This is a genomic window from Geobacillus genomosp. 3 (assembly GCF_000445995.2).
Taxonomy (GTDB): domain Bacteria; phylum Bacillota; class Bacilli; order Bacillales; family Anoxybacillaceae; genus Geobacillus.
Window position 1 is genome coordinate 2,198,599 of the sequence record NC_022080.4, and the last position, 15,989, is coordinate 2,214,587.

General features: G+C 54.2%; 20 protein-coding genes and 1 riboswitch. Of the genes, 4 read left to right on the forward strand and 16 right to left on the reverse strand.

From position 1 onward, the window contains the following. Nucleotide 1: 1 nt before the first annotated feature. From resA to M493_RS10910, 6 genes are all read right to left on the reverse strand, one after another. Nucleotides 2-526 (reverse strand): thiol-disulfide oxidoreductase ResA, encoded by a 525-nt coding sequence (resA, locus tag M493_RS10885; protein ID WP_020960397.1) that lies wholly within the window; start codon nucleotides 524-526, stop codon nucleotides 2-4. A gap of 150 nt (nucleotides 527-676) precedes the next feature. Then, nucleotides 677-1,408, reverse strand: a complete 732-nt coding sequence (locus M493_RS10890; RefSeq protein ID WP_020960398.1) for a pseudouridine synthase — start codon at nucleotides 1,406-1,408, stop codon at nucleotides 677-679. A gap of 136 nt (nucleotides 1,409-1,544) precedes the next feature. Next, entirely contained in the window at nucleotides 1,545-2,078 is a 534-nt protein-coding gene (locus M493_RS10895) for a spore maturation protein (RefSeq protein ID WP_020960399.1), read from the reverse strand. Further along, entirely contained in the window at nucleotides 2,078-2,674 is a 597-nt protein-coding gene (locus tag M493_RS10900) for a nucleoside recognition domain-containing protein (protein WP_020960400.1), read from the reverse strand. The genes M493_RS10895 and M493_RS10900 overlap by 1 nt, the downstream gene beginning before the upstream one ends. Beyond that, a complete protein-coding gene (locus M493_RS10905; RefSeq protein WP_020960401.1) occupies nucleotides 2,667-3,812 on the reverse strand; it encodes a D-alanyl-D-alanine carboxypeptidase family protein in 1,146 nt (381 codons plus the stop codon). The genes M493_RS10900 and M493_RS10905 overlap by 8 nt, the downstream gene beginning before the upstream one ends. A 325-nt stretch (nucleotides 3,813-4,137) precedes the next feature. Beyond that, the gene (locus M493_RS10910) at nucleotides 4,138-5,415 is read right to left on the reverse strand and encodes a superoxide dismutase (RefSeq protein WP_023817674.1); all 1,278 of its coding nucleotides are present in this window, start codon (nucleotides 5,413-5,415) and stop codon (nucleotides 4,138-4,140) included. Nucleotides 5,416-5,606: 191 nt separating this feature from the next. Between M493_RS10910 and M493_RS10915 the strand changes: the two genes are divergently transcribed. Next, on the forward strand, nucleotides 5,607-6,416 hold the full coding sequence (locus tag M493_RS10915) for a DUF2935 domain-containing protein (RefSeq protein ID WP_020960403.1): 810 nt from the start codon (nucleotides 5,607-5,609) through the stop codon (nucleotides 6,414-6,416). Nucleotides 6,417-6,658: 242 nt separating this feature from the next. On the opposite strand, the gene M493_RS10920 is transcribed toward M493_RS10915, so the two are convergent. The 3 genes from M493_RS10920 to M493_RS10930 all read right to left on the reverse strand — a co-directional run bounded on the left by M493_RS10920 (nucleotide 6,659) and on the right by M493_RS10930 (nucleotide 8,685). Continuing rightward, nucleotides 6,659-7,057: a hypothetical protein gene (locus tag M493_RS10920; protein ID WP_020960404.1), complete on the reverse strand. Its 399-nt coding sequence runs from the start codon at nucleotides 7,055-7,057 to the stop codon at nucleotides 6,659-6,661. A gap of 46 nt (nucleotides 7,058-7,103) precedes the next feature. Next, on the reverse strand, nucleotides 7,104-7,733 hold the full coding sequence (scpB, locus tag M493_RS10925) for an SMC-Scp complex subunit ScpB (protein ID WP_041267951.1): 630 nt from the start codon (nucleotides 7,731-7,733) through the stop codon (nucleotides 7,104-7,106). 193 nt (nucleotides 7,734-7,926) lie between these two features. Further along, on the reverse strand, nucleotides 7,927-8,685 hold the full coding sequence (locus tag M493_RS10930) for a segregation/condensation protein A (RefSeq protein ID WP_020960406.1): 759 nt from the start codon (nucleotides 8,683-8,685) through the stop codon (nucleotides 7,927-7,929). Nucleotides 8,686-8,940: 255 nt separating this feature from the next. Between M493_RS10930 and M493_RS10935 the strand changes: the two genes are divergently transcribed. Next, on the forward strand, nucleotides 8,941-9,453 hold the full coding sequence (locus M493_RS10935) for a DUF309 domain-containing protein (RefSeq protein WP_020960407.1): 513 nt from the start codon (nucleotides 8,941-8,943) through the stop codon (nucleotides 9,451-9,453). Between the two features lie 55 nt (nucleotides 9,454-9,508). Here the strand turns inward: M493_RS10935 and M493_RS10940 are convergent, their stop codons facing one another. The 7 genes from M493_RS10940 to M493_RS10965 all read right to left on the reverse strand — a co-directional run bounded on the left by M493_RS10940 (nucleotide 9,509) and on the right by M493_RS10965 (nucleotide 14,375). Continuing rightward, nucleotides 9,509-9,859 carry a GNAT family N-acetyltransferase gene (locus M493_RS10940; RefSeq protein ID WP_020960408.1) on the reverse strand — a complete coding sequence of 117 codons (351 nt, stop codon included), beginning with the start codon at nucleotides 9,857-9,859 and terminating at the stop codon, nucleotides 9,509-9,511. Between the two features lie 120 nt (nucleotides 9,860-9,979). Then, a complete protein-coding gene (ribE, locus tag M493_RS10945) occupies nucleotides 9,980-10,444 on the reverse strand; it encodes a 6,7-dimethyl-8-ribityllumazine synthase (RefSeq protein WP_020960409.1) in 465 nt (154 codons plus the stop codon). A gap of 17 nt (nucleotides 10,445-10,461) precedes the next feature. Continuing rightward, nucleotides 10,462-11,655 carry a bifunctional 3,4-dihydroxy-2-butanone-4-phosphate synthase/GTP cyclohydrolase II gene (locus tag M493_RS10950; RefSeq protein WP_020960410.1) on the reverse strand — a complete coding sequence of 398 codons (1,194 nt, stop codon included), beginning with the start codon at nucleotides 11,653-11,655 and terminating at the stop codon, nucleotides 10,462-10,464. Nucleotides 11,656-11,677: 22 nt separating this feature from the next. Beyond that, on the reverse strand, nucleotides 11,678-12,322 hold the full coding sequence (gene ribE / locus M493_RS10955) for a riboflavin synthase (RefSeq protein ID WP_020960411.1): 645 nt from the start codon (nucleotides 12,320-12,322) through the stop codon (nucleotides 11,678-11,680). A 2-nt stretch (nucleotides 12,323-12,324) separates the two neighbouring features. Then, entirely contained in the window at nucleotides 12,325-13,422 is a 1,098-nt protein-coding gene (ribD, locus tag M493_RS10960) for a bifunctional diaminohydroxyphosphoribosylaminopyrimidine deaminase/5-amino-6-(5-phosphoribosylamino)uracil reductase RibD (protein ID WP_023817677.1), read from the reverse strand. A 216-nt stretch (nucleotides 13,423-13,638) separates the two neighbouring features. Next, nucleotides 13,639-13,771: riboswitch (FMN riboswitch) on the reverse strand. A gap of 48 nt (nucleotides 13,772-13,819) precedes the next feature. After that, on the reverse strand, nucleotides 13,820-13,948 hold the full coding sequence (locus M493_RS18990) for a hypothetical protein (RefSeq protein WP_020960413.1): 129 nt from the start codon (nucleotides 13,946-13,948) through the stop codon (nucleotides 13,820-13,822). Then, nucleotides 13,935-14,375 (reverse strand): peptidylprolyl isomerase, encoded by a 441-nt coding sequence (locus tag M493_RS10965; protein WP_020960414.1) that lies wholly within the window; start codon nucleotides 14,373-14,375, stop codon nucleotides 13,935-13,937. The genes M493_RS18990 and M493_RS10965 overlap by 14 nt, the downstream gene beginning before the upstream one ends. 190 nt (nucleotides 14,376-14,565) lie before the next feature. Between M493_RS10965 and M493_RS10970 the strand changes: the two genes are divergently transcribed. Both M493_RS10970 and M493_RS10975 read left to right on the forward strand, forming a co-directional pair. Further along, the gene (locus tag M493_RS10970) at nucleotides 14,566-15,045 is read left to right on the forward strand and encodes a CBO0543 family protein (protein ID WP_020960415.1); all 480 of its coding nucleotides are present in this window, start codon (nucleotides 14,566-14,568) and stop codon (nucleotides 15,043-15,045) included. 48 nt (nucleotides 15,046-15,093) lie between these two features. Further along, complete coding sequence (locus M493_RS10975) at nucleotides 15,094-15,969, forward strand: DUF1002 domain-containing protein (protein ID WP_020960416.1); 876 nt, start codon at nucleotides 15,094-15,096, stop codon at nucleotides 15,967-15,969. The last annotated feature ends 20 nt before the right edge of the window (nucleotides 15,970-15,989 follow it).

Here is a 15,989-nt window from a genome sequence, read left to right on the forward strand (position 1 = left end):
CTCACGGTTTAATGCCTTCTAGATGCTGCCTGATATCTTCTTTTGTCATCGTGCCGGTAATGATTTTCTTCACTTCGCCGTTTTTATCGATCAAAAACGTCGTCGGCAGCGGCCCGACGTTATACGCATTCAGCACTTGGTCTTGGCGGTCGATGACAATCGGAAACATTAAGCCGAACCGTTCGGCAAACTTTTCGACGCTTAGCTTCGGTTCGCCGACATTGACGGCTAAAATTTCCACTCCTTGCTTTTGATAGACCGGATACAGTTCATTCATATACGGCATTTCCCGTTCACACGGTTTGCACCACGTTCCCCAAAAATTCAAAAAGACGCCTTTGCCGCGGTAGTCCGAGAGACGGTGTTCGCGCCCTTCCAAGTCGACCAGCACAAAATCAGGCGCTGTTGAGCCGATCGCGACCGCCGTTTTCTCGGTAAAAAAGTTGGCGTAAATCGTATAGCCGAGCGCGGCGAGCAATGCGAGCAAAATGGCCGTTCTCATCACTAAGCGCTGTTGTTTTTTCATCACTCAAACCCCTTTAGTTTCTCATCCCCCCCTGCGGTCGCTGCCGCAGAGGTCCTGCATGGCGGTTCACAATCTCCCATTTTCCATTATAGCAAAGTTTCACTTCGCCCTATGCATGTGGATATGAACGTTATGTGACAAAGTTCATCACTATTTTTTCCCCCCGGATTGGGCAATCGCCCGCAGCAGTTTCACTTCATGCGGTGACAGCTCGCGATATTCGCCAGGGCGGAGCCCTTTTAAATCGAGAAACGCGTACCGCTCTCTCTTCAGCTTCAGCACTTCACAGCCGATCGCCTCAAACATGCGGCGCACTTGCCGATTCCGTCCCTCATGGATGCGAATTTCGACAATCGCCGTCCGCTTTTTCCGGTCGACTGAGAGCAGTTTCACTTTCGCCGGCGCCGTCACGCCATCTTCGAGCAGCACCCCTTTCTCGAGCTGCTTCAGCTGCTCGCGCGTCGGGATGCCTTTCACTTTTGCGACATACACCTTCTCGATCTCATAGCGCGGATGCATCAACAAGTTGGCAAAATCGCCGTCATTCGTCAGCAAGAGGAGGCCGGACGTATCATAGTCAAGCCGCCCGACTGGGTAAATGCGTTGGTGAAGGTCTTTAAAAAAATCGGTCACCACTTTGCGCCCTTTCTCATCTTTAACGCTTGAGATGACGCCGCGCGGCTTGTAGAGCAAATAATATACCGGTTCCTCGCGCTCAACCGGGATGCCGTCGACTTCAACATCGTCGCGCGGCCCGACTTTGACGCCAAGTTCGGTGACGATGCGGCCGTTGACTTTCACCCGCCCTTGCAAAATCATTTCTTCCGCCTTGCGCCTTGACGCGATGCCGGCGCGGGCAATCACTTTTTGCAGCCGTTCCATGTTTGCCTCACCTCTTTCATCATCTTACCCTTTCCGTCTAACAGATACAAGTTTGCCGATTTTATTTTTAACATATCCCGCCTGTCTTGCAAACAAAAAAACCCGCCGGTTTTCGGAAAATAAAAAACGGACGCGGTCAGCGCCCGAATACAAGCAAAACGATCAAAACGGAGACGATAAAGCTGAGGATGTCCGCTAAAATGCCGACTTTTAACGCATCGCCCATTTTTTTGACGCCGACGGCGCCAAAATAGACCGTAAGGACGTAAAGCGTCGTTTCCGTGCTGCCTTGAATGGTGGAAGCGAGACGCCCGATAAACGAGTCAGGACCATATGTCGCGATCAAATCGGTCGTCATCCCGAGCGCCGCTGTGCCGGAAATCGTGCGAATGGCGGCGAGCGGAACAACTTCCGCCGGCAGCCCGACGGCGGCCGCAAACGGCTTGATCACCTCCATCAGCGCATCAAGCGCCCCTGAGGCGCGGAAGATGGCGACGGAGACAAGCATGCCAACCAAATACGGAATGAGTGAAAAGGCGATGTCGATCCCTTCCTTGCCACCCTCGACAAACGCCTCATACGTCGGCACTTTTTTCGCTGTACCATAAAGCAAAATAAACGCGATCAACGCTGGAATGAGCCAAACTGACAAAAGTTGGACGATGGCCATTATGGCTTCCTGCCTTTCCGCATTCGTCTCCAATAATAATACCGGTCAATCAATACGGCTCCGAGTGTCGAAATCGTCGAGGCGACAACCGTCGTGCCGATAATCTCGCCCGGCGACGCCGACCCGTACGTCATGCGGATTGAAATGACAGTCGCCGGAATGAGTGTAATGCTTGACGTATTAATGGCTAGAAACGTCACCATCGATCGGCTCGCTTCATCGCGGCCGCCGTTAAGCCTTTTTAGCTGCTCCATCGCCTTAATGCCCATCGGCGTCGCCGCATTGCCGAGTCCGAACATGTTGGCGACCATGTTCGAGACGATATACCCGAGCGCCGGATGGCCGGGCGGCACTTCCGGGAACAGGCGGCGCACAAGCGGCATAAACAAGCGCGCGACTTTAGTAAGCAAGCCAGCCCGCTCAGCGATCGCCATCAGCCCAAGCCAGAACACTAAAATGCTGATCATGCCGATGCTGATCGTCACCGCCTCTTTCGCGCTTTCAAACACCGCTTTGTTCACTTCCTCCATCGTGCCGTTGACCGCCGCAAAGGCGATGCCGATGACGGCCATCATCACCCAAATCACGTTAACCATCGATTCTCACACCTAACAGCCGGAACAAATGAAAAAAAAATCCTTGCCCGCTTTCCTCGTGCTCCGGCTCGTAGAAAAGCGGCACAACATCGACCGCCTTCTTGCGCAAGTAAAGCACCGCCTTCCCAACCGCCGCCGGCGCGCGGCCCGGGTCGTCTTTCCATTCCTCGCGCGGCTTGAGCAAATACACTTTCACCCGCAGCCCGTCCATCTCCTTTTCGGTCACCGGATATTGCAAATCGCGGGCTGCACGCAGCCGCCCTTCGTAAAACGGGTCGGAAATTTTCTTCACGACCCGCTCGCCGCTGATTTTTGCAATATGGTAGTTGGAAAATCCGTATTCGTACATGGCAATATGATCGTTCCAGTCATCCGGGGCGTCCAACGTTACGGCAATCAAATCGACCCCGTCTTTGGACGCTGTCGTCACAAGCGTGCGGTGCGCCCGTTTCGTATAGCCGGTTTTGCCGCCGGTGCAATATTCGTAAAGGCTTGTCAGCAGCTTGTTTTTATTCCGCCATACACGCGCCCCGTCTTCGCCGGGCGGAGCGGGGGCGCGGTATACTTTCGTCCCGGAAATGCGGCGAAACTCTTCATTTTTCATCGCATATTGCATGAGCAGCGCCATATCGTAAGCAGTCGAATAATGGTTTTCCGCATCGTCCAGCCCGTGCGGGTTGGCGAATTCCGTATCGCGCATCCCGATTTCAACCGCCTTTTCATTCATTAAAAACACAAACCCCTCGACACTGCCGCCGACATGTTCAGCAATGGCGACCGCGGCGTCATTGCCGGAACGAAGCATCAGTCCGTATACGAGATCGCGCAGTTTCATTTTCTCCCCTTGGCGCAAGTAAATTGACGACCCTTCCGTCCGGACGGCGCGGGCGCTGACTGTGACCGTATCATCAAGCTTTCCGGATTCAATCGCCAAAATGGCGGTCATAATTTTCGTAATGCTGGCGATGCGCCGTTTTGTATAGGCATCTTTGGCGAACAAAATCCGCCCGGAATGCTGCTCTATTAAAATCGCGCTTTTCGCGCTCACCCCTTCCATGGCGTGCAACCGCCCCGGAATGCATGACATGATCCCCGCAGCGAGCGCAATGAGCCAAACGAGTCGCTTCCATCTCTTCATCCGATATTGGCGAGGATCCCCCTCCTTCGGCAAGCGGGGAGGAATCGCCTGTTCCTCCTTTCCGATTAGGCTGAAATGAGCGCAACAGAGAAAACATTGCAACGGAAACAGGCTGAGCATGGAGGCCATGCTTTGTACAAGTGTATGCGCCGATCGGACAAATATGATGAAAAAATATCGCTATAGAAGCGCGCAACCCCCGCCAAAAGAGGGGAAGTACGGCGAGCGCATCATCTGTATGAAGCGCATCACCTTTCCGGAAAAACCGCCCTCCAGGCAGCGTTTGCCCGCTCAAAAAAAAACAGGCGGGAGATCCCCCGCCCGTTTAAAATGGCTGCCAGCGCAGCTTCCGCGCTTCGACAAAGCGCGCTTCGACGTTGCGCCAGTTGACGACGTTCCACCAATGTTCGATATACGCCCCTCGGTCGTTTTTGTATTGCAAGTAGTAGGCATGCTCCCACACATCGAGCACAAGAAGCGGAATCACATCCCATTGCGCCATGAGCTGGTGTTTTTCCGCCTGCAAAATCTCGAGCCGATGTGCTCTCGGCGCCCAAACGAGCAGCGCCCAACCAACCCCCTCGGCACTTTTCGCCGCTTCGGTAAAGTGGCGCCGGAAGGCAGCAAAGCTGCCGAAGTCTCGTTCCATTTGCGCCCGCAGCTCGCCGCGCGGCTCGCCGCCGCCTTCCGGATGCATGTTATGCCAAAAAATTGTATGCAAATAGTGGCCTGAGCCGTTGAACGCCGCCTCCCGCTCCCAATGTTTCAACAGCTCAAAATTGTTCGTACGGCGCGCCTCAGCCATCATGCGCTCCGCCTTGTTCAGACCGTCGACGTAGCTTTGATGATGCTTCGTATGGTGGAGACGCATAATTTCTTCGGAAATATGGGGCTCAAGCGCATCGTAGCTATATGGCAGCGGCGGCAGCACATGCTTGCCGGGCGGGATCGCCCGCTGCTGTTCGCTGTCCGCAGCATCCGCCTTGTGCGGCTGTTCTCCGCCAGGAGAATCCACTGATGGGGATATGACCGGCTCCGCCCGTTCCACCGCGACGGCCGGCTCTTGTTCGATATCCCCCTCGTGTTTGGTTACACCTTCAACAATTGCCCTTCCATCGTCATCACCTTCCTGCTCAGGCGAAACAGCTCCTTCTTCCCGCCGCGACAAGTCTTCCTCCTGCCCATCGGCGGACGAATCGGCAAGGCGGACGGCTCGTGCGTACACATCGTCAACAAGACGCTGCAATTCATCAATTTCCGTCTCTGTCCATTCGTCTCCGTGTTCTTCAATGTACGCCAACAAAGAAGAAAGACCGACGTCCTCCGCCACTCCGCGCGCGGACAAGGCGAGCTCTACTTGTTTCCCCCACTCGGCCGCTTCGAGGGCATAGTGACGAAGCGCGGCGGCGTACACATCATCAACAAAGCGCATGAGCTCGCGAACCGCCTCTTCCGTCCATGCGCCGTCATGTTCAGCGATAAACTGCAACAGCGATGAAGCGCCATCAGTGCTTGCCCCGCGCAGAGCCAGCACGTGCTTGACTTTCTCTCCCCATTCGTTCACCCCGGCTGCATATTGGGCGAACCTCATTTGATCGTCCATTTGGTAAAAACCTCCTCCTGCTTTTTTCGCCATATCGTATGCCGGCTTAGGGAAATCGTTCTTGTCCGCATTCACCCAAAATTCCGGCCACTCATACATATAAGAGCGGGGCGATATCCATTGAAAAACAGAAGGAGGGAAAAAGCGGAATCATCGCGCTTCTCCCGGGCGATCGGTTCCGCGAATTACAGATGAGCAAACCGCTGGAACAAGAGGCGCTTTTTGAACTCCGTTTTTGGATGCAAATTCTCGGCGATCACTGCCGTTTTCTTCTTGAAGCGCTCGCCGAAAGGGAGCAAGCGGAAATTAACGAAGCGAAACAGCTGCAGCGCCTGTTTGACGACTTGCTGGCCGAAGCGCGCCGGCCGGAAACTATCGGAACGTGGTCCGCGCTCATCGCCCGCGGAAAAGAGGCCGGGGAACGGCTACGGGCGTTTAAGCTGCACGTGCTGCGGCGCCATTTGACTGGACAAATTCGTCTTTCATTGCCACCGACGTTTGTCAACCATATGGTAAATGAACTTGATGAATGGCTGCGGCTCGCCAACTGTTACTTCCAAGGCGCGCGGCCGCCGCACGTTCATCCGCTCCACCACGATTTGCTTTGGCTGCTTGACGCTGCCGGCCATGCCGGGGCGATTCACGACCGGCTCGACCATACGGAAAAACAATTGAAAAAGCAAAGTCATATGTTTACAAAAGAATGGGAGGCGTTCTACTTAAAAGCCATTGAAATGGCCGGCTACTTGCGGGCCAACATTCATCAGTTCCCGGCGCTTTCCCGCTTCCACCAACAAATCGAACTCGAGATGGCCATTTTCCAAAGCTTTTTGCATGAGCTTGAGGAAATGGAATTGAACAATGAGGTGCTCGGCGTGCTGTCGCCGCTGATGGCCGACCATATGGCGCGCGAGGAATGTTATTACTTGCAAAAGCTAGCGGAAACAACCGGCGAAGTAAAGCCGCCGGCGTGCGACCCGAAGAAGCCGCGGACAGAGTAGCCGACATGAGAAAAAGCGGTCCGCCGACGGAAACCGCTTTTTCGTGAAAATGCATGCGTCTTGATGCGTCATTTTCATGCCCGGGTGGAGGGCAAAACGTTGCCCATGGAACGTTTCCATGGAATAAGTGATGGGGCTTGGCGGGCAGCAAGCAACGCCCGTCCGCCGACCGGCTCCGGCTGCTCCCCAAACCGGTCATGTCGGTCAGCGTAAAAAGCGCTGTACTTCCGGACGTTCTCCCGTTACGACGACAACGGCAGACGGCAGGCGCCGGAGGCCGCCCATTCGCTGACTAACGCCTGCAACGTTTTGGCATCAACGGCGGCAAAATAGCGGCACAGTTCGCCTTCATCACGAATATAGACGCGCCGGCGCTGCCGGTAAGCCGGATTTTTCCATAGGCAAACGAGGGCGACGATCTCGCGTAAATGGATGTCACGTCCGGCGGCAGTAAACAGCGGGTCTCCTTCGTATGGCAACAGGTCGAACAGCGCTGTCTCAAAATGACGCAAATACAAAACGGACAGCGTCCGCTCTTCACCGCCGTCACGATAGGTGACTTCCGAGCGGTTAAAATAGTCTTCAAACGTGTTGGACTGCGACTTTTGCAGCTCTTCGCCGTACAAGCGGCAAACGTCCATGAGCGCACCCCTTCCCGATCAGCCGTTTTTTCTTTAGTTTACCATATTACAGCCTTTCGTCGCTCAAATTTTCAGCCAATTTTTCAAAAAACAAGTCCGCTTCCCGCTCGAGCTCGCCATCATCTGCCCATTCAGGCAGCGGCGGCAGCTCCTCGAGCGTGTTGAGCCCAAAATAGTCGAGAAATTCCGCCGTTGTGCCGTACAAAATCGGTCGGCCGGTTCCTTCAGCGCGCCCGACTTCTTTAATGAGCGCCCGGGCCATCAGCGTCTGCAGCGGCTTGTCGCTTTTCACGCCGCGAATTTCCTCAATTTCCGCACGTGTAATCGGCTGGCGGTAGGCGATGATGGCCAGCGTCTCAAGCGCCGCCTGTGACAGCGATGACGCCCCCGGCGCCTCAACGAGCTTTTTTAAGTATAGAGCGTGCTCTTTTTTCGTTGTCAGCAAAAACACGCCGGCCAGCTCCATGAGCTGAACGCCGCGCTCTTCCCGGCTGTAATCTTCCTGCAGCGCCGCGATGACTGCTTTCGCCTCCGATTCGCCGACATCGAGCACAGCGGCGATTTGCGCGAGCGACAGCCCCTCGTCGCCGGCGGCAAACAGCAGCGCTTCAACGATCGCCTTTGCCGGGCGCACCGCGCTGGCACCATCTTGTTTCACTGTTTCCCGGTGTTCCATCGCGCTTCGTTGCACCAAGCTTTCCTAGTTGGCGCAACAGTCCCCCTTTCCGTCTGTTTCCCATGGCTGCGGAGACGGCAGCCGCTTCGCACGGGTGGCGTGCACCGTCTGTGAATATCCCTATGGGGCAACGTTCACACCATTCCCCAAGTCAACGGTGCAGCCGGCCCGCCGCAGCCAAACCGGCGCCGCTTTAGACGGCCGGATGTTTGGCCGCAATAAATAAATCACCGAAATTCCGCTCTTGTTCAATGATAATCTCATTTTGCTTCATCAATTCCAAAATCGCTAAAAAGGTGACGACGATATACGAACGGTCATAGGACGGAAACAGCTCATAAAAATTTTTCCGCCCTTTCGTTTGCCTAAGTTCATGCAAAAGTTCTGCCATCCGCTTTTCGACGGAAATATCTTGCCGGGTAATTTTCGTCCGCACCGGCTTTTGCAGCTTTTTGCGGCGCAGCAGCTTCGATAAGGCGCCGAGCATATCGTATACGTTGACGTCCAGCGGTACGGCCGCCTTTTTTTCACCGGCATACGCGCTTAAGTCGCTCGGCGGCTTCGTAAATAAAAGCGCCCGCTCTTCTTCGCGCCGCTTCAGCTCGCGCGCCGCTTCTTTAAATTTTTTGTACTCAAGCAGCCGCTGCATCAACTCTTCGCGCGGATCGTCCGGCTCGGCAAACTCCATGTCGCCATCGGCCTCTTCCTCCGGCGCCGGCAGCAGCATTTTGCTTTTTATTGCCAACAGCGTAGCCGCCATCACTAAATATTCGCTGGCGATATCCAGCTCGAGCTCTTGCATGGCGTGAATGTACGCCATATACTGTTCTGTAATTTGCGCTACCGGAATATTGTAAATATCAATCTCATAGCGATTGATTAAATGCAAAAGCAAATCAAGCGGTCCTTCAAACGCCTCAATTTTGACATTGTACGGCAATTGCACATCCATCCCACCATTTTTTCCACAGCCATCGTCCGTGCATCCTGTTCCCGGTTGCGGTATATTTATTGTACCATAATCACACGATGAAGCGAACGGAAACTAACCGCTTTTTGCCCTTGGAACCGCCGCGGCGTATAATGAAGAAGAAACAATGACCGCCGTCTCCTCCGGACAGAGAGGGCAAGGAGGCGGCGGTCACTTCGCACCGCCGGCGGGGCCGCCTTTAAGCCGGTTAGGCCTTTATGAAAGGAACGGTAGCCGATGTATCCGAAGGCGTATATTGATTATTTAGTTCATTTCCATGGTGACCGCGACTATTTTGAATGCCATGAAATTTTAGAAGAACAATGGAAACAAGACGGCCGAAAAAAAGGATGGCTTGTGCTCATCCAAATCGCAGTCGCTTTCTATCATTACCGGCGCGGCAACATTTCAGGGGCGCTGCGCCTTATTAAACGGGCGCGGGGACTGCTTGAAGAAACGGGGGGGATGGTTCGCCAGCTCGGCCTCGATGATCAGACGCTCGCTGCCTTGCTTGATAACACGGCTAGACGCATCGCCCGAGGCGAACCGTATGAAAGCATCGAACTGCCGATTGCTGACCGCTCGCTCTATGAACAATGCCGGGCCGCCTGCGCCGAGCGGCAGCTCGTTTGGGGGCAGGCAAGCGATGTCGCTGACGTTGATCTCGTCGATAAACACCGGCGTCGCGACCGCTCGGGGGTTATCGCCGCCCGCGAGCAAAAAAAGCGGGCCAAAGCAGAGGGGAAGTAAGCCTTCCCTTCCGCCGCCCGCGAAAGCGCGGCGCCGCGCCGGGTTTCTTATTCAGCTAGCACGTTTGACATTTATCGAAAAACGAGGCGGTCCACTCGTTGGCGCATAGCCGGCGGTCAGGGTACGCCTCTTGTAACGCCTTGACCATCTGTTTCCCGATCCCTTGATGGCGGTGTGACGGGTTGACGCTAATGTGTTGGATTTGCACAACATCGGGAGCGCGCAGCAGGACGCCGATAATGCCGACGATGTCATCCCCTTCTTTCCATAAAAACAATTGCCAATCGCTGTTCGTTTCGTATTGTTTGATCGTCTGCTGCAGCCGTTTCAAGTCTTTTTCCGTCGGCATAAACGACAACAGTCCCATGGCGATTTTCTCATAGTTTTTTCGGTAACGGATTAACATAAAAATCCCTCATTATCGACAAACGCTTTTCCGAAACGGAAAAGGTTTTGTCATTTTCTCTATACGTATTATAAACATTCTCACCGATATTGTGAACCATTTCATGCCTTTTTACGCAAATTACGCAAGCGTCCGCAGGACGTTCGCCATTTCGATCGCGGACACAGCCGCCTCCCATCCTTTATTGCCCGCTTTTGTACCCGCCCGCTCGATCGCCTGCTCGATCGTATCGGTGGTCAAAACGCCGAAAATGACGGGGACGCCGCTTGAGAGCGCCGCATGGGAAACACCTTTGGCCGCCTCGCTGCACACGTAGTCGAAATGGCTTGTTGCGCCGCGGATGACGGCGCCAAGCGTAATGACAGCATCAAATTGCTTCGACTCGGCCATTTTTTTCGCCATGAGCGGAATTTCAAACGCGCCGGGCACCCATGCGACGGTGATGTCGTTATCGCTGACGCCATGCCGCGTCAATCCGTCGATGGCACCGGACAAGAGCTTGCCGGTAATAAATTCGTTAAAGCGCGCGACGACGATGCCGATTTTCAACCCGGTGCCGACTAAGTTTCCTTCGATGATGTTCATGTTTCTTTCCCCTTTCATCAAAAATGAAGCATATGCCCTAATTTTTCATGCTTTGTGCGCAAATATTTTTCATTCTCCTTTTTCGTCGGCATTTGAAGAGGTACACGTTCGACGACTTCGAGCCCGTGCCCTTTTAAGCCGGCGATTTTACGTGGATTGTTCGTTAACAGGCGCATTTTCGTCACGCCGAGGTCTTTTAAAATTTGCGCCCCGATGCCATAGTCGCGCAAATCAGCCGGAAAGCCGAGCTTTTCGTTCGCCTCGACCGTATCGTAGCCTTGCTCCTGCAGCTTGTAAGCGCGCAGTTTGTTCATAAGGCCGATGCCGCGCCCTTCCTGACGCATGTAAAGCAGCACGCCCGCCCCTTCCGCTTCAATTTGCCGCAGCGCCGCATGCAGCTGCGGGCCGCAATCGCACCGGTATGACCCGAACACATCGCCGGTTAAACATTCGGAGTGGACGCGCACAAGCGTTGCTTCGTCCGGAACGATCTCACCTTTCACGAGCGCGACGTGCTCTTTTCCGTCAAGGACGTTCGTGTAGCCGATGGCGCGAAACTCCCCGAACTCGGTTGGCAGCGAAATTTCCACTTCGCGTTTCACCAGCTTTTCCCGCTGACTCCGGTACGCGATTAAATCTTTAATCGTAATCATCTTCAGCCCAAATTGGTCGGCAATTTGCCGCAAATCCGGAACGCGCGCCATCATCCCGTCCTCTTTAATAATCTCGCAAATGACGCCGGCCGGCTTCGCCCCGCAGAGACGGGCCAAATCGACTGCCGCCTCCGTATGGCCGGCGCGCCGCAGGACACCGCCTTTTTTAGCGATGAGTGGAAAAATGTGTCCCGGCCGCTTAAAATCGCTCGCCTTTACGTCCGGATCAAGCAGCGCCTGGATCGTTGCAGCCCGTTCGTAAGCGCTGATCCCCGTCGTCGTCGTTTTGTAGTCGACGCTTACGGTAAACGCCGTCCCGTGCGCATCGGTGTTATGGACAACCATCGGTTCAAGCCCGAGTCGCACTGCCAGTTCTTCCGTAATCGGGACACAGACGAGCCCCCGGCCGTGGGTGATCATAAAGTTAATAACGTCCGGCGTCGCTTTTTCAGCTAACGCGACAAAATCGCCTTCATTTTCGCGGCCTTCGTCATCGCAAACGATGACGACTTCGCCGTTTTTCAGCGCGACCAGCGCCGCTTCAATCGTATCAAACATGGCAGCTTGCCCCCTTTTCCGCTTATTTATAGCCGTGCTGCTCCAAAAATCCAATCGTCACCCCGGAAGGCGGCGTTTCGTTCTCGGCGAGAAAGGCGGCGACGTATTTGCCGATCATATCGCATTCAATATTGACGAGGTCGCCGGGCCGTTTTTCACCTAAAATCGTCGCCTCCCGTGTATGCGGAATGAGCGAAACGGTGAACGTACGCTCGCTCAAGCCGAAAATTGTCAAGCTCGTCCCATCGACCGCCACTGACCCTTTGTAAATCATATATGAACGCAATGAAGCTGGCACTTCGATTTCGTAGTAAACAGCGTTCGCCTTCGGCCATTGGCGGACGATGCGCCCGACGCCATCGACATGACCGGTGACAAAATGGCCGCCAAACCGGCCGCCGGCCGCCATCGCTCGCTCTAGGTTGACCTTTGCCCCTGGCTTTAAGGCGCGCAACGCTGTTGCCTTCACCGTCTCCGGCATGACATCGACCGTGAACTGCCGGGAAGTGAATGAGGTGACGGTCAGGCAGACGCCGTTGACGGCGATGCTGTCGCCGAGCCGGACGTCTTCAAGCACCCGCTTGGCGCCAATCGTCATCACAATGGCGTCGCCCGTTTGCCTCATTTGTTCAACCGTACCGACCTCTTCAATAATGCCGGTAAACATCGCTACTCCTCCTTCCTTTTCGGTGCGGCGACGATTTTTATGTCCGGGCCGACCGTCTCAATCCGCCGGATATCAAGTTCCATCGCCTCGGCGAGACGCGAGAAACCGAGACCGCCGACCGGCGTCGGCGCTTCGCGGCCGCCGATGAGCTTTGGGGCGATATAGGCAACCACTTCGTTGACCGCCCCGGCACGAAGAAAGCTGTCATGAATGCGCGAGCCACCCTCGACAAACAACGATGTGACGCGCTGCTCGCCGAGCAGAAAGAGCACGTCACGCACATCAACGTGTGCGCTCGCCATCGGCACGATGCGCACCCCGAGGCGCTCATATGCCTCCGCTTTTTTCCGGCTGATGCCGCTGCCGGTGACAATCCACGTTTCCGCCTCCTTGTCGGTGACGACGTGGGCGTCAAGCGGCGTATGCAGCTTCGTATCCAAAATGATGCGCAGCAAGTTTTTCCGTTGTTGCCCGATGCGCACTGTCAATTTCGGATTGTCGGCTAAAACGGTGTTGACGCCCACTAAAATGGCGTCATGTTGGGCGCGGAGACGATGGACATCCTCACGCGCCGCGCTTGATGTGATCCATTTGCTTTCTCCCGTTGCCGTCGCGATTTTGCCGTCAAGGCTGCACGCATACTTGATCGTGACAAACGGCGTTTTCGTCTTGATATAGTGAAAAAACATCCGATTTAGCTCATCTGCTTCTTCTTTTAATATTCCGACATCAACGTCAATGCCTGCACGGCGCAGCTTATCAATCCCCTGCCCGGCGACAAGCGGATTCGGGTCGGTCGTCGCCACAACAACGCGGCGGACGCCGGCTTGAATAAGCAAATCGGCACATGGGGGCGTTTTGCCGTAATGGCTGCACGGCTCGAGCGTCACGTACACCGTTGCCCCGCGCGCCTTCTCACCGGCCATGCGGACCGCATGCACCTCAGCATGCGGCTCCCCTGCCCGTAAATGAGCGCCAAGCCCCACAACCGCCCCGCCGTTCACGACAACGGCGCCGACGGCGGGATTCGGGGACGTTTGTCCAACTCCAGCCTTGGCCACATCAAGCGCCAACCGCATGTAATGCTCATCGTTGTACACGGTATCCCCCTTTTCCCATAAAATAAAAAACCCCGGAAACTCTCCGGGGCTTTTGGACATGGGAGAATGATTTATGATGCGCATAGCGGCAGTCAAGAACATTTGTTCGTTCACGAATGTTACGCCTGCCGTGCGGAAACGGAAGCCGTTGCCATGCCGGACGGCAGACTCCGCCCTTGCCGGCACAGCTCGGCTGAAAATCGCTGTGCGCACATCCTCATCCTTCTCCCATCCAGACTATACTGTCGGCTCCGGAATCGCACCGGATCATGCCTATGCGGCTCGCGGGCTGAGAGGCTTTGGCCCCATCACCGCCGGTCGGGAATTTCACCCTGCCCCGAAGGATGTTTTAGCTGTATCTTATGTTTTATTATACCACACGAGCGGCCGGGAATCATCACTTTGCAATCCAAAGCCAATACACCGCTCCCCATACCAAGCTCGCCGCCAGCAAAATGAAAAACAAAAGCCAGTTGTTCCGGCTTGTCCGCTCCTCCTCTTCCGTCCGTTGCTTACGGTTCGTCAACCACTTTCACTTCCTTCATCACATCGCCGTTTTTCATCGCCTTAACAATTTCCATTCCCGATGTAACTTGACCAAAGACCGTATGCATCCCATCCAAATGGGGCTGCGGCTCATGGACGATAAAAAACTGGCAGCTGCCCGTGTCACGGCCGCGGTGCGCCATCGAAATCGCTCCGGTGACATGCCGGTGCGGATTGTTGTCCGTTTCGCACGGAATCGTATAGCCGGCATCGCCCGTCCCGTTGCCGCGCGGGCAGCCGCCTTGGCTGACAAAGCCGGGAATGACGCGATGGAACGTCAACCCGTTATAAAACCCTTCATTGGCTAATTTCTCAAAATTAGCCACCGTCACCGGTGCTTCGTTCGGGAACAGTTCAAATTCGATTTTTCCGCCATTTTCCATCAAAATATATCCTTTTTTCGCCATCAAGCTTCATCTCCTTTTTCCTGCATAAACTGTCTTTATCATACCATGATGGTCAAAAGGAAAGAAAGTAAAAACGTCTTTCCACCCAAACAGTTATTATTTTTTTAATATAATATTTTTGTATGAAAGATGAATGGGCACACTAATGATAGTGATAGATGAAGCGGAACTGTTAAGGGGGCTTCCGGCAATGTTGTTGATAACGGTAACCGTGATTGTATTTGTCGTTTTGTTCATCCTCATGCCGAAACAGCTTTCATCGCTTGAAATGTATACGACGTCGTTGTTTGCCATTTGCTTCGGCCTCTCTACCGATTTGTTTCTTGATCTCAAATATCATTTGTACGGCTATTTTTACCCGGGAGTCGACGGACCAGCGTATTGGTTTATGGTGTTTGTTTATGTCGTCGTCAATCTTTTGTTTTTAAACGGCTATCCGCTGCAACAACCCGTTTGGAAGCAAGCCGCTTACATCGGCGGATGGTCCGTTTTTTCCGTTCTCTACGAGATCGCCGCCCTGCGGACGGGGCTGCTTTACTATCACGCTTGGAAGCTTTCCTACTCGGCTGCTTTGTACCCGCTTTTGTTTTTGATTTTGCTTATCCATTTTTTCCTCGTGCGCCGCTTGGGGACGAAGGCAAAATGTCTTTCTGATAGAAAATCAAGTTAGCATACGGTATAATGATAGTGCATGTTGGGTGAACAGGAGGCGAGCTGTGTGAAACGAACGATCGCTTCATTGCTGCTTTGGGCGGTGCTGTTGGCGCTCCCGGGCATGGCGGCAGCCGATGCCGCACCGGGCGATGTCATTGTGACGCTCGGGGAAAACTTAACGACCGAACAAAAACAAAAAGTGCTTGAAGAAATGAAGGCGCCGGACGGGGCTCAGACAATTACTGTCTCAAACGCCGAAGAGCATAAATATTTGGATGGGCTCATCCCGAAAGCACAAATCGGCACGCGCGCCATCTCCTCGTCGATGATTACGATCGGTGAACCGGGCTCCGGATTGAATGTCGAGACGCATAACATCACATGGGTGACAAAAGAAATGTATACGAACGCCTTAATCACCGCCGGGGTGAAAGATGCCGACATTTACGTCACCGCCCCGTTCCCGGTTTCCGGCACCGCCGCCTTGACCGGGTTGATGAAGGCGTATGAAATTTCATCCGACCAAGCCATTCCGGACGCTGTGAAAAAAGTGGCGAACGAAGAAATGGTGCAAACGGCGAAGTTGGCCGATTCGATCGGCGCAGATAAAGCGGTCGCCTTGCTGGCGAAAATCAAAGAAGAAATCGCCACCAATCCGCCGCAAACAGACGCCGATTTGCGCGCCTTGATTGAGCGGATCGCCGGCGACCTCGGCATCACGCTGAGCGAAGACGAAATCAACAGCCTCATTTCCCTCTTTCATAAAATGCAAAACGCTAATATCAACTGGGATCAAGTGAACGACCAGCTCAGCAAGGCGAAAGAACAACTGTCGGCATTTCTGCAATCGGAAGAAGGAAAGACGTTTATCCAAAATATCGTCGATATTCTCAAAGAAATTTGGAATGCCATCAAATCGGCATTCTCCTCGAATCAATAAAAGCCCGCATAAGGCGGGCT

Excerpts from the sequence above, each read along its gene's own strand:
- resA (WP_020960397.1), bottom strand. The coding sequence starts at position 526 with ATGAAAAAACAACAGCGCTTAGTGATGAGAACGGCCATTTTGCTCGCA.
- M493_RS10890 (WP_020960398.1), bottom strand. The coding sequence starts at position 1,408 with ATGGAACGGCTGCAAAAAGTGATTGCCCGCGCCGGCATCGCGTCAAGG.
- M493_RS10895 (WP_020960399.1), bottom strand. The coding sequence starts at position 2,078 with ATGGCCATCGTCCAACTTTTGTCAGTTTGGCTCATTCCAGCGTTGATC.
- M493_RS10900 (WP_020960400.1), bottom strand. The coding sequence starts at position 2,674 with ATGGTTAACGTGATTTGGGTGATGATGGCCGTCATCGGCATCGCCTTT.
- M493_RS10905 (WP_020960401.1), bottom strand. The coding sequence starts at position 3,812 with ATGAAGAGATGGAAGCGACTCGTTTGGCTCATTGCGCTCGCTGCGGGG.
- M493_RS10910 (WP_023817674.1), bottom strand. The coding sequence starts at position 5,415 with ATGGACGATCAAATGAGGTTCGCCCAATATGCAGCCGGGGTGAACGAA.
- M493_RS10915 (WP_020960403.1), top strand. The coding sequence starts at position 5,607 with ATGAGCAAACCGCTGGAACAAGAGGCGCTTTTTGAACTCCGTTTTTGG.
- M493_RS10920 (WP_020960404.1), bottom strand. The coding sequence starts at position 7,057 with ATGGACGTTTGCCGCTTGTACGGCGAAGAGCTGCAAAAGTCGCAGTCC.
- scpB (WP_041267951.1), bottom strand. The coding sequence starts at position 7,733 with ATGGAACACCGGGAAACAGTGAAACAAGATGGTGCCAGCGCGGTGCGC.
- M493_RS10930 (WP_020960406.1), bottom strand. The coding sequence starts at position 8,685 with ATGGATGTGCAATTGCCGTACAATGTCAAAATTGAGGCGTTTGAAGGA.
- M493_RS10935 (WP_020960407.1), top strand. The coding sequence starts at position 8,941 with ATGTATCCGAAGGCGTATATTGATTATTTAGTTCATTTCCATGGTGAC.
- M493_RS10940 (WP_020960408.1), bottom strand. The coding sequence starts at position 9,859 with ATGTTAATCCGTTACCGAAAAAACTATGAGAAAATCGCCATGGGACTG.
- ribE (WP_020960409.1), bottom strand. The coding sequence starts at position 10,444 with ATGAACATCATCGAAGGAAACTTAGTCGGCACCGGGTTGAAAATCGGC.
- M493_RS10950 (WP_020960410.1), bottom strand. The coding sequence starts at position 11,655 with ATGTTTGATACGATTGAAGCGGCGCTGGTCGCGCTGAAAAACGGCGAA.
- ribE (WP_020960411.1), bottom strand. The coding sequence starts at position 12,322 with ATGTTTACCGGCATTATTGAAGAGGTCGGTACGGTTGAACAAATGAGG.
- M493_RS10965 (WP_020960414.1), bottom strand. The coding sequence starts at position 14,375 with ATGGCGAAAAAAGGATATATTTTGATGGAAAATGGCGGAAAAATCGAA.
- M493_RS10970 (WP_020960415.1), top strand. The coding sequence starts at position 14,566 with ATGTTGTTGATAACGGTAACCGTGATTGTATTTGTCGTTTTGTTCATC.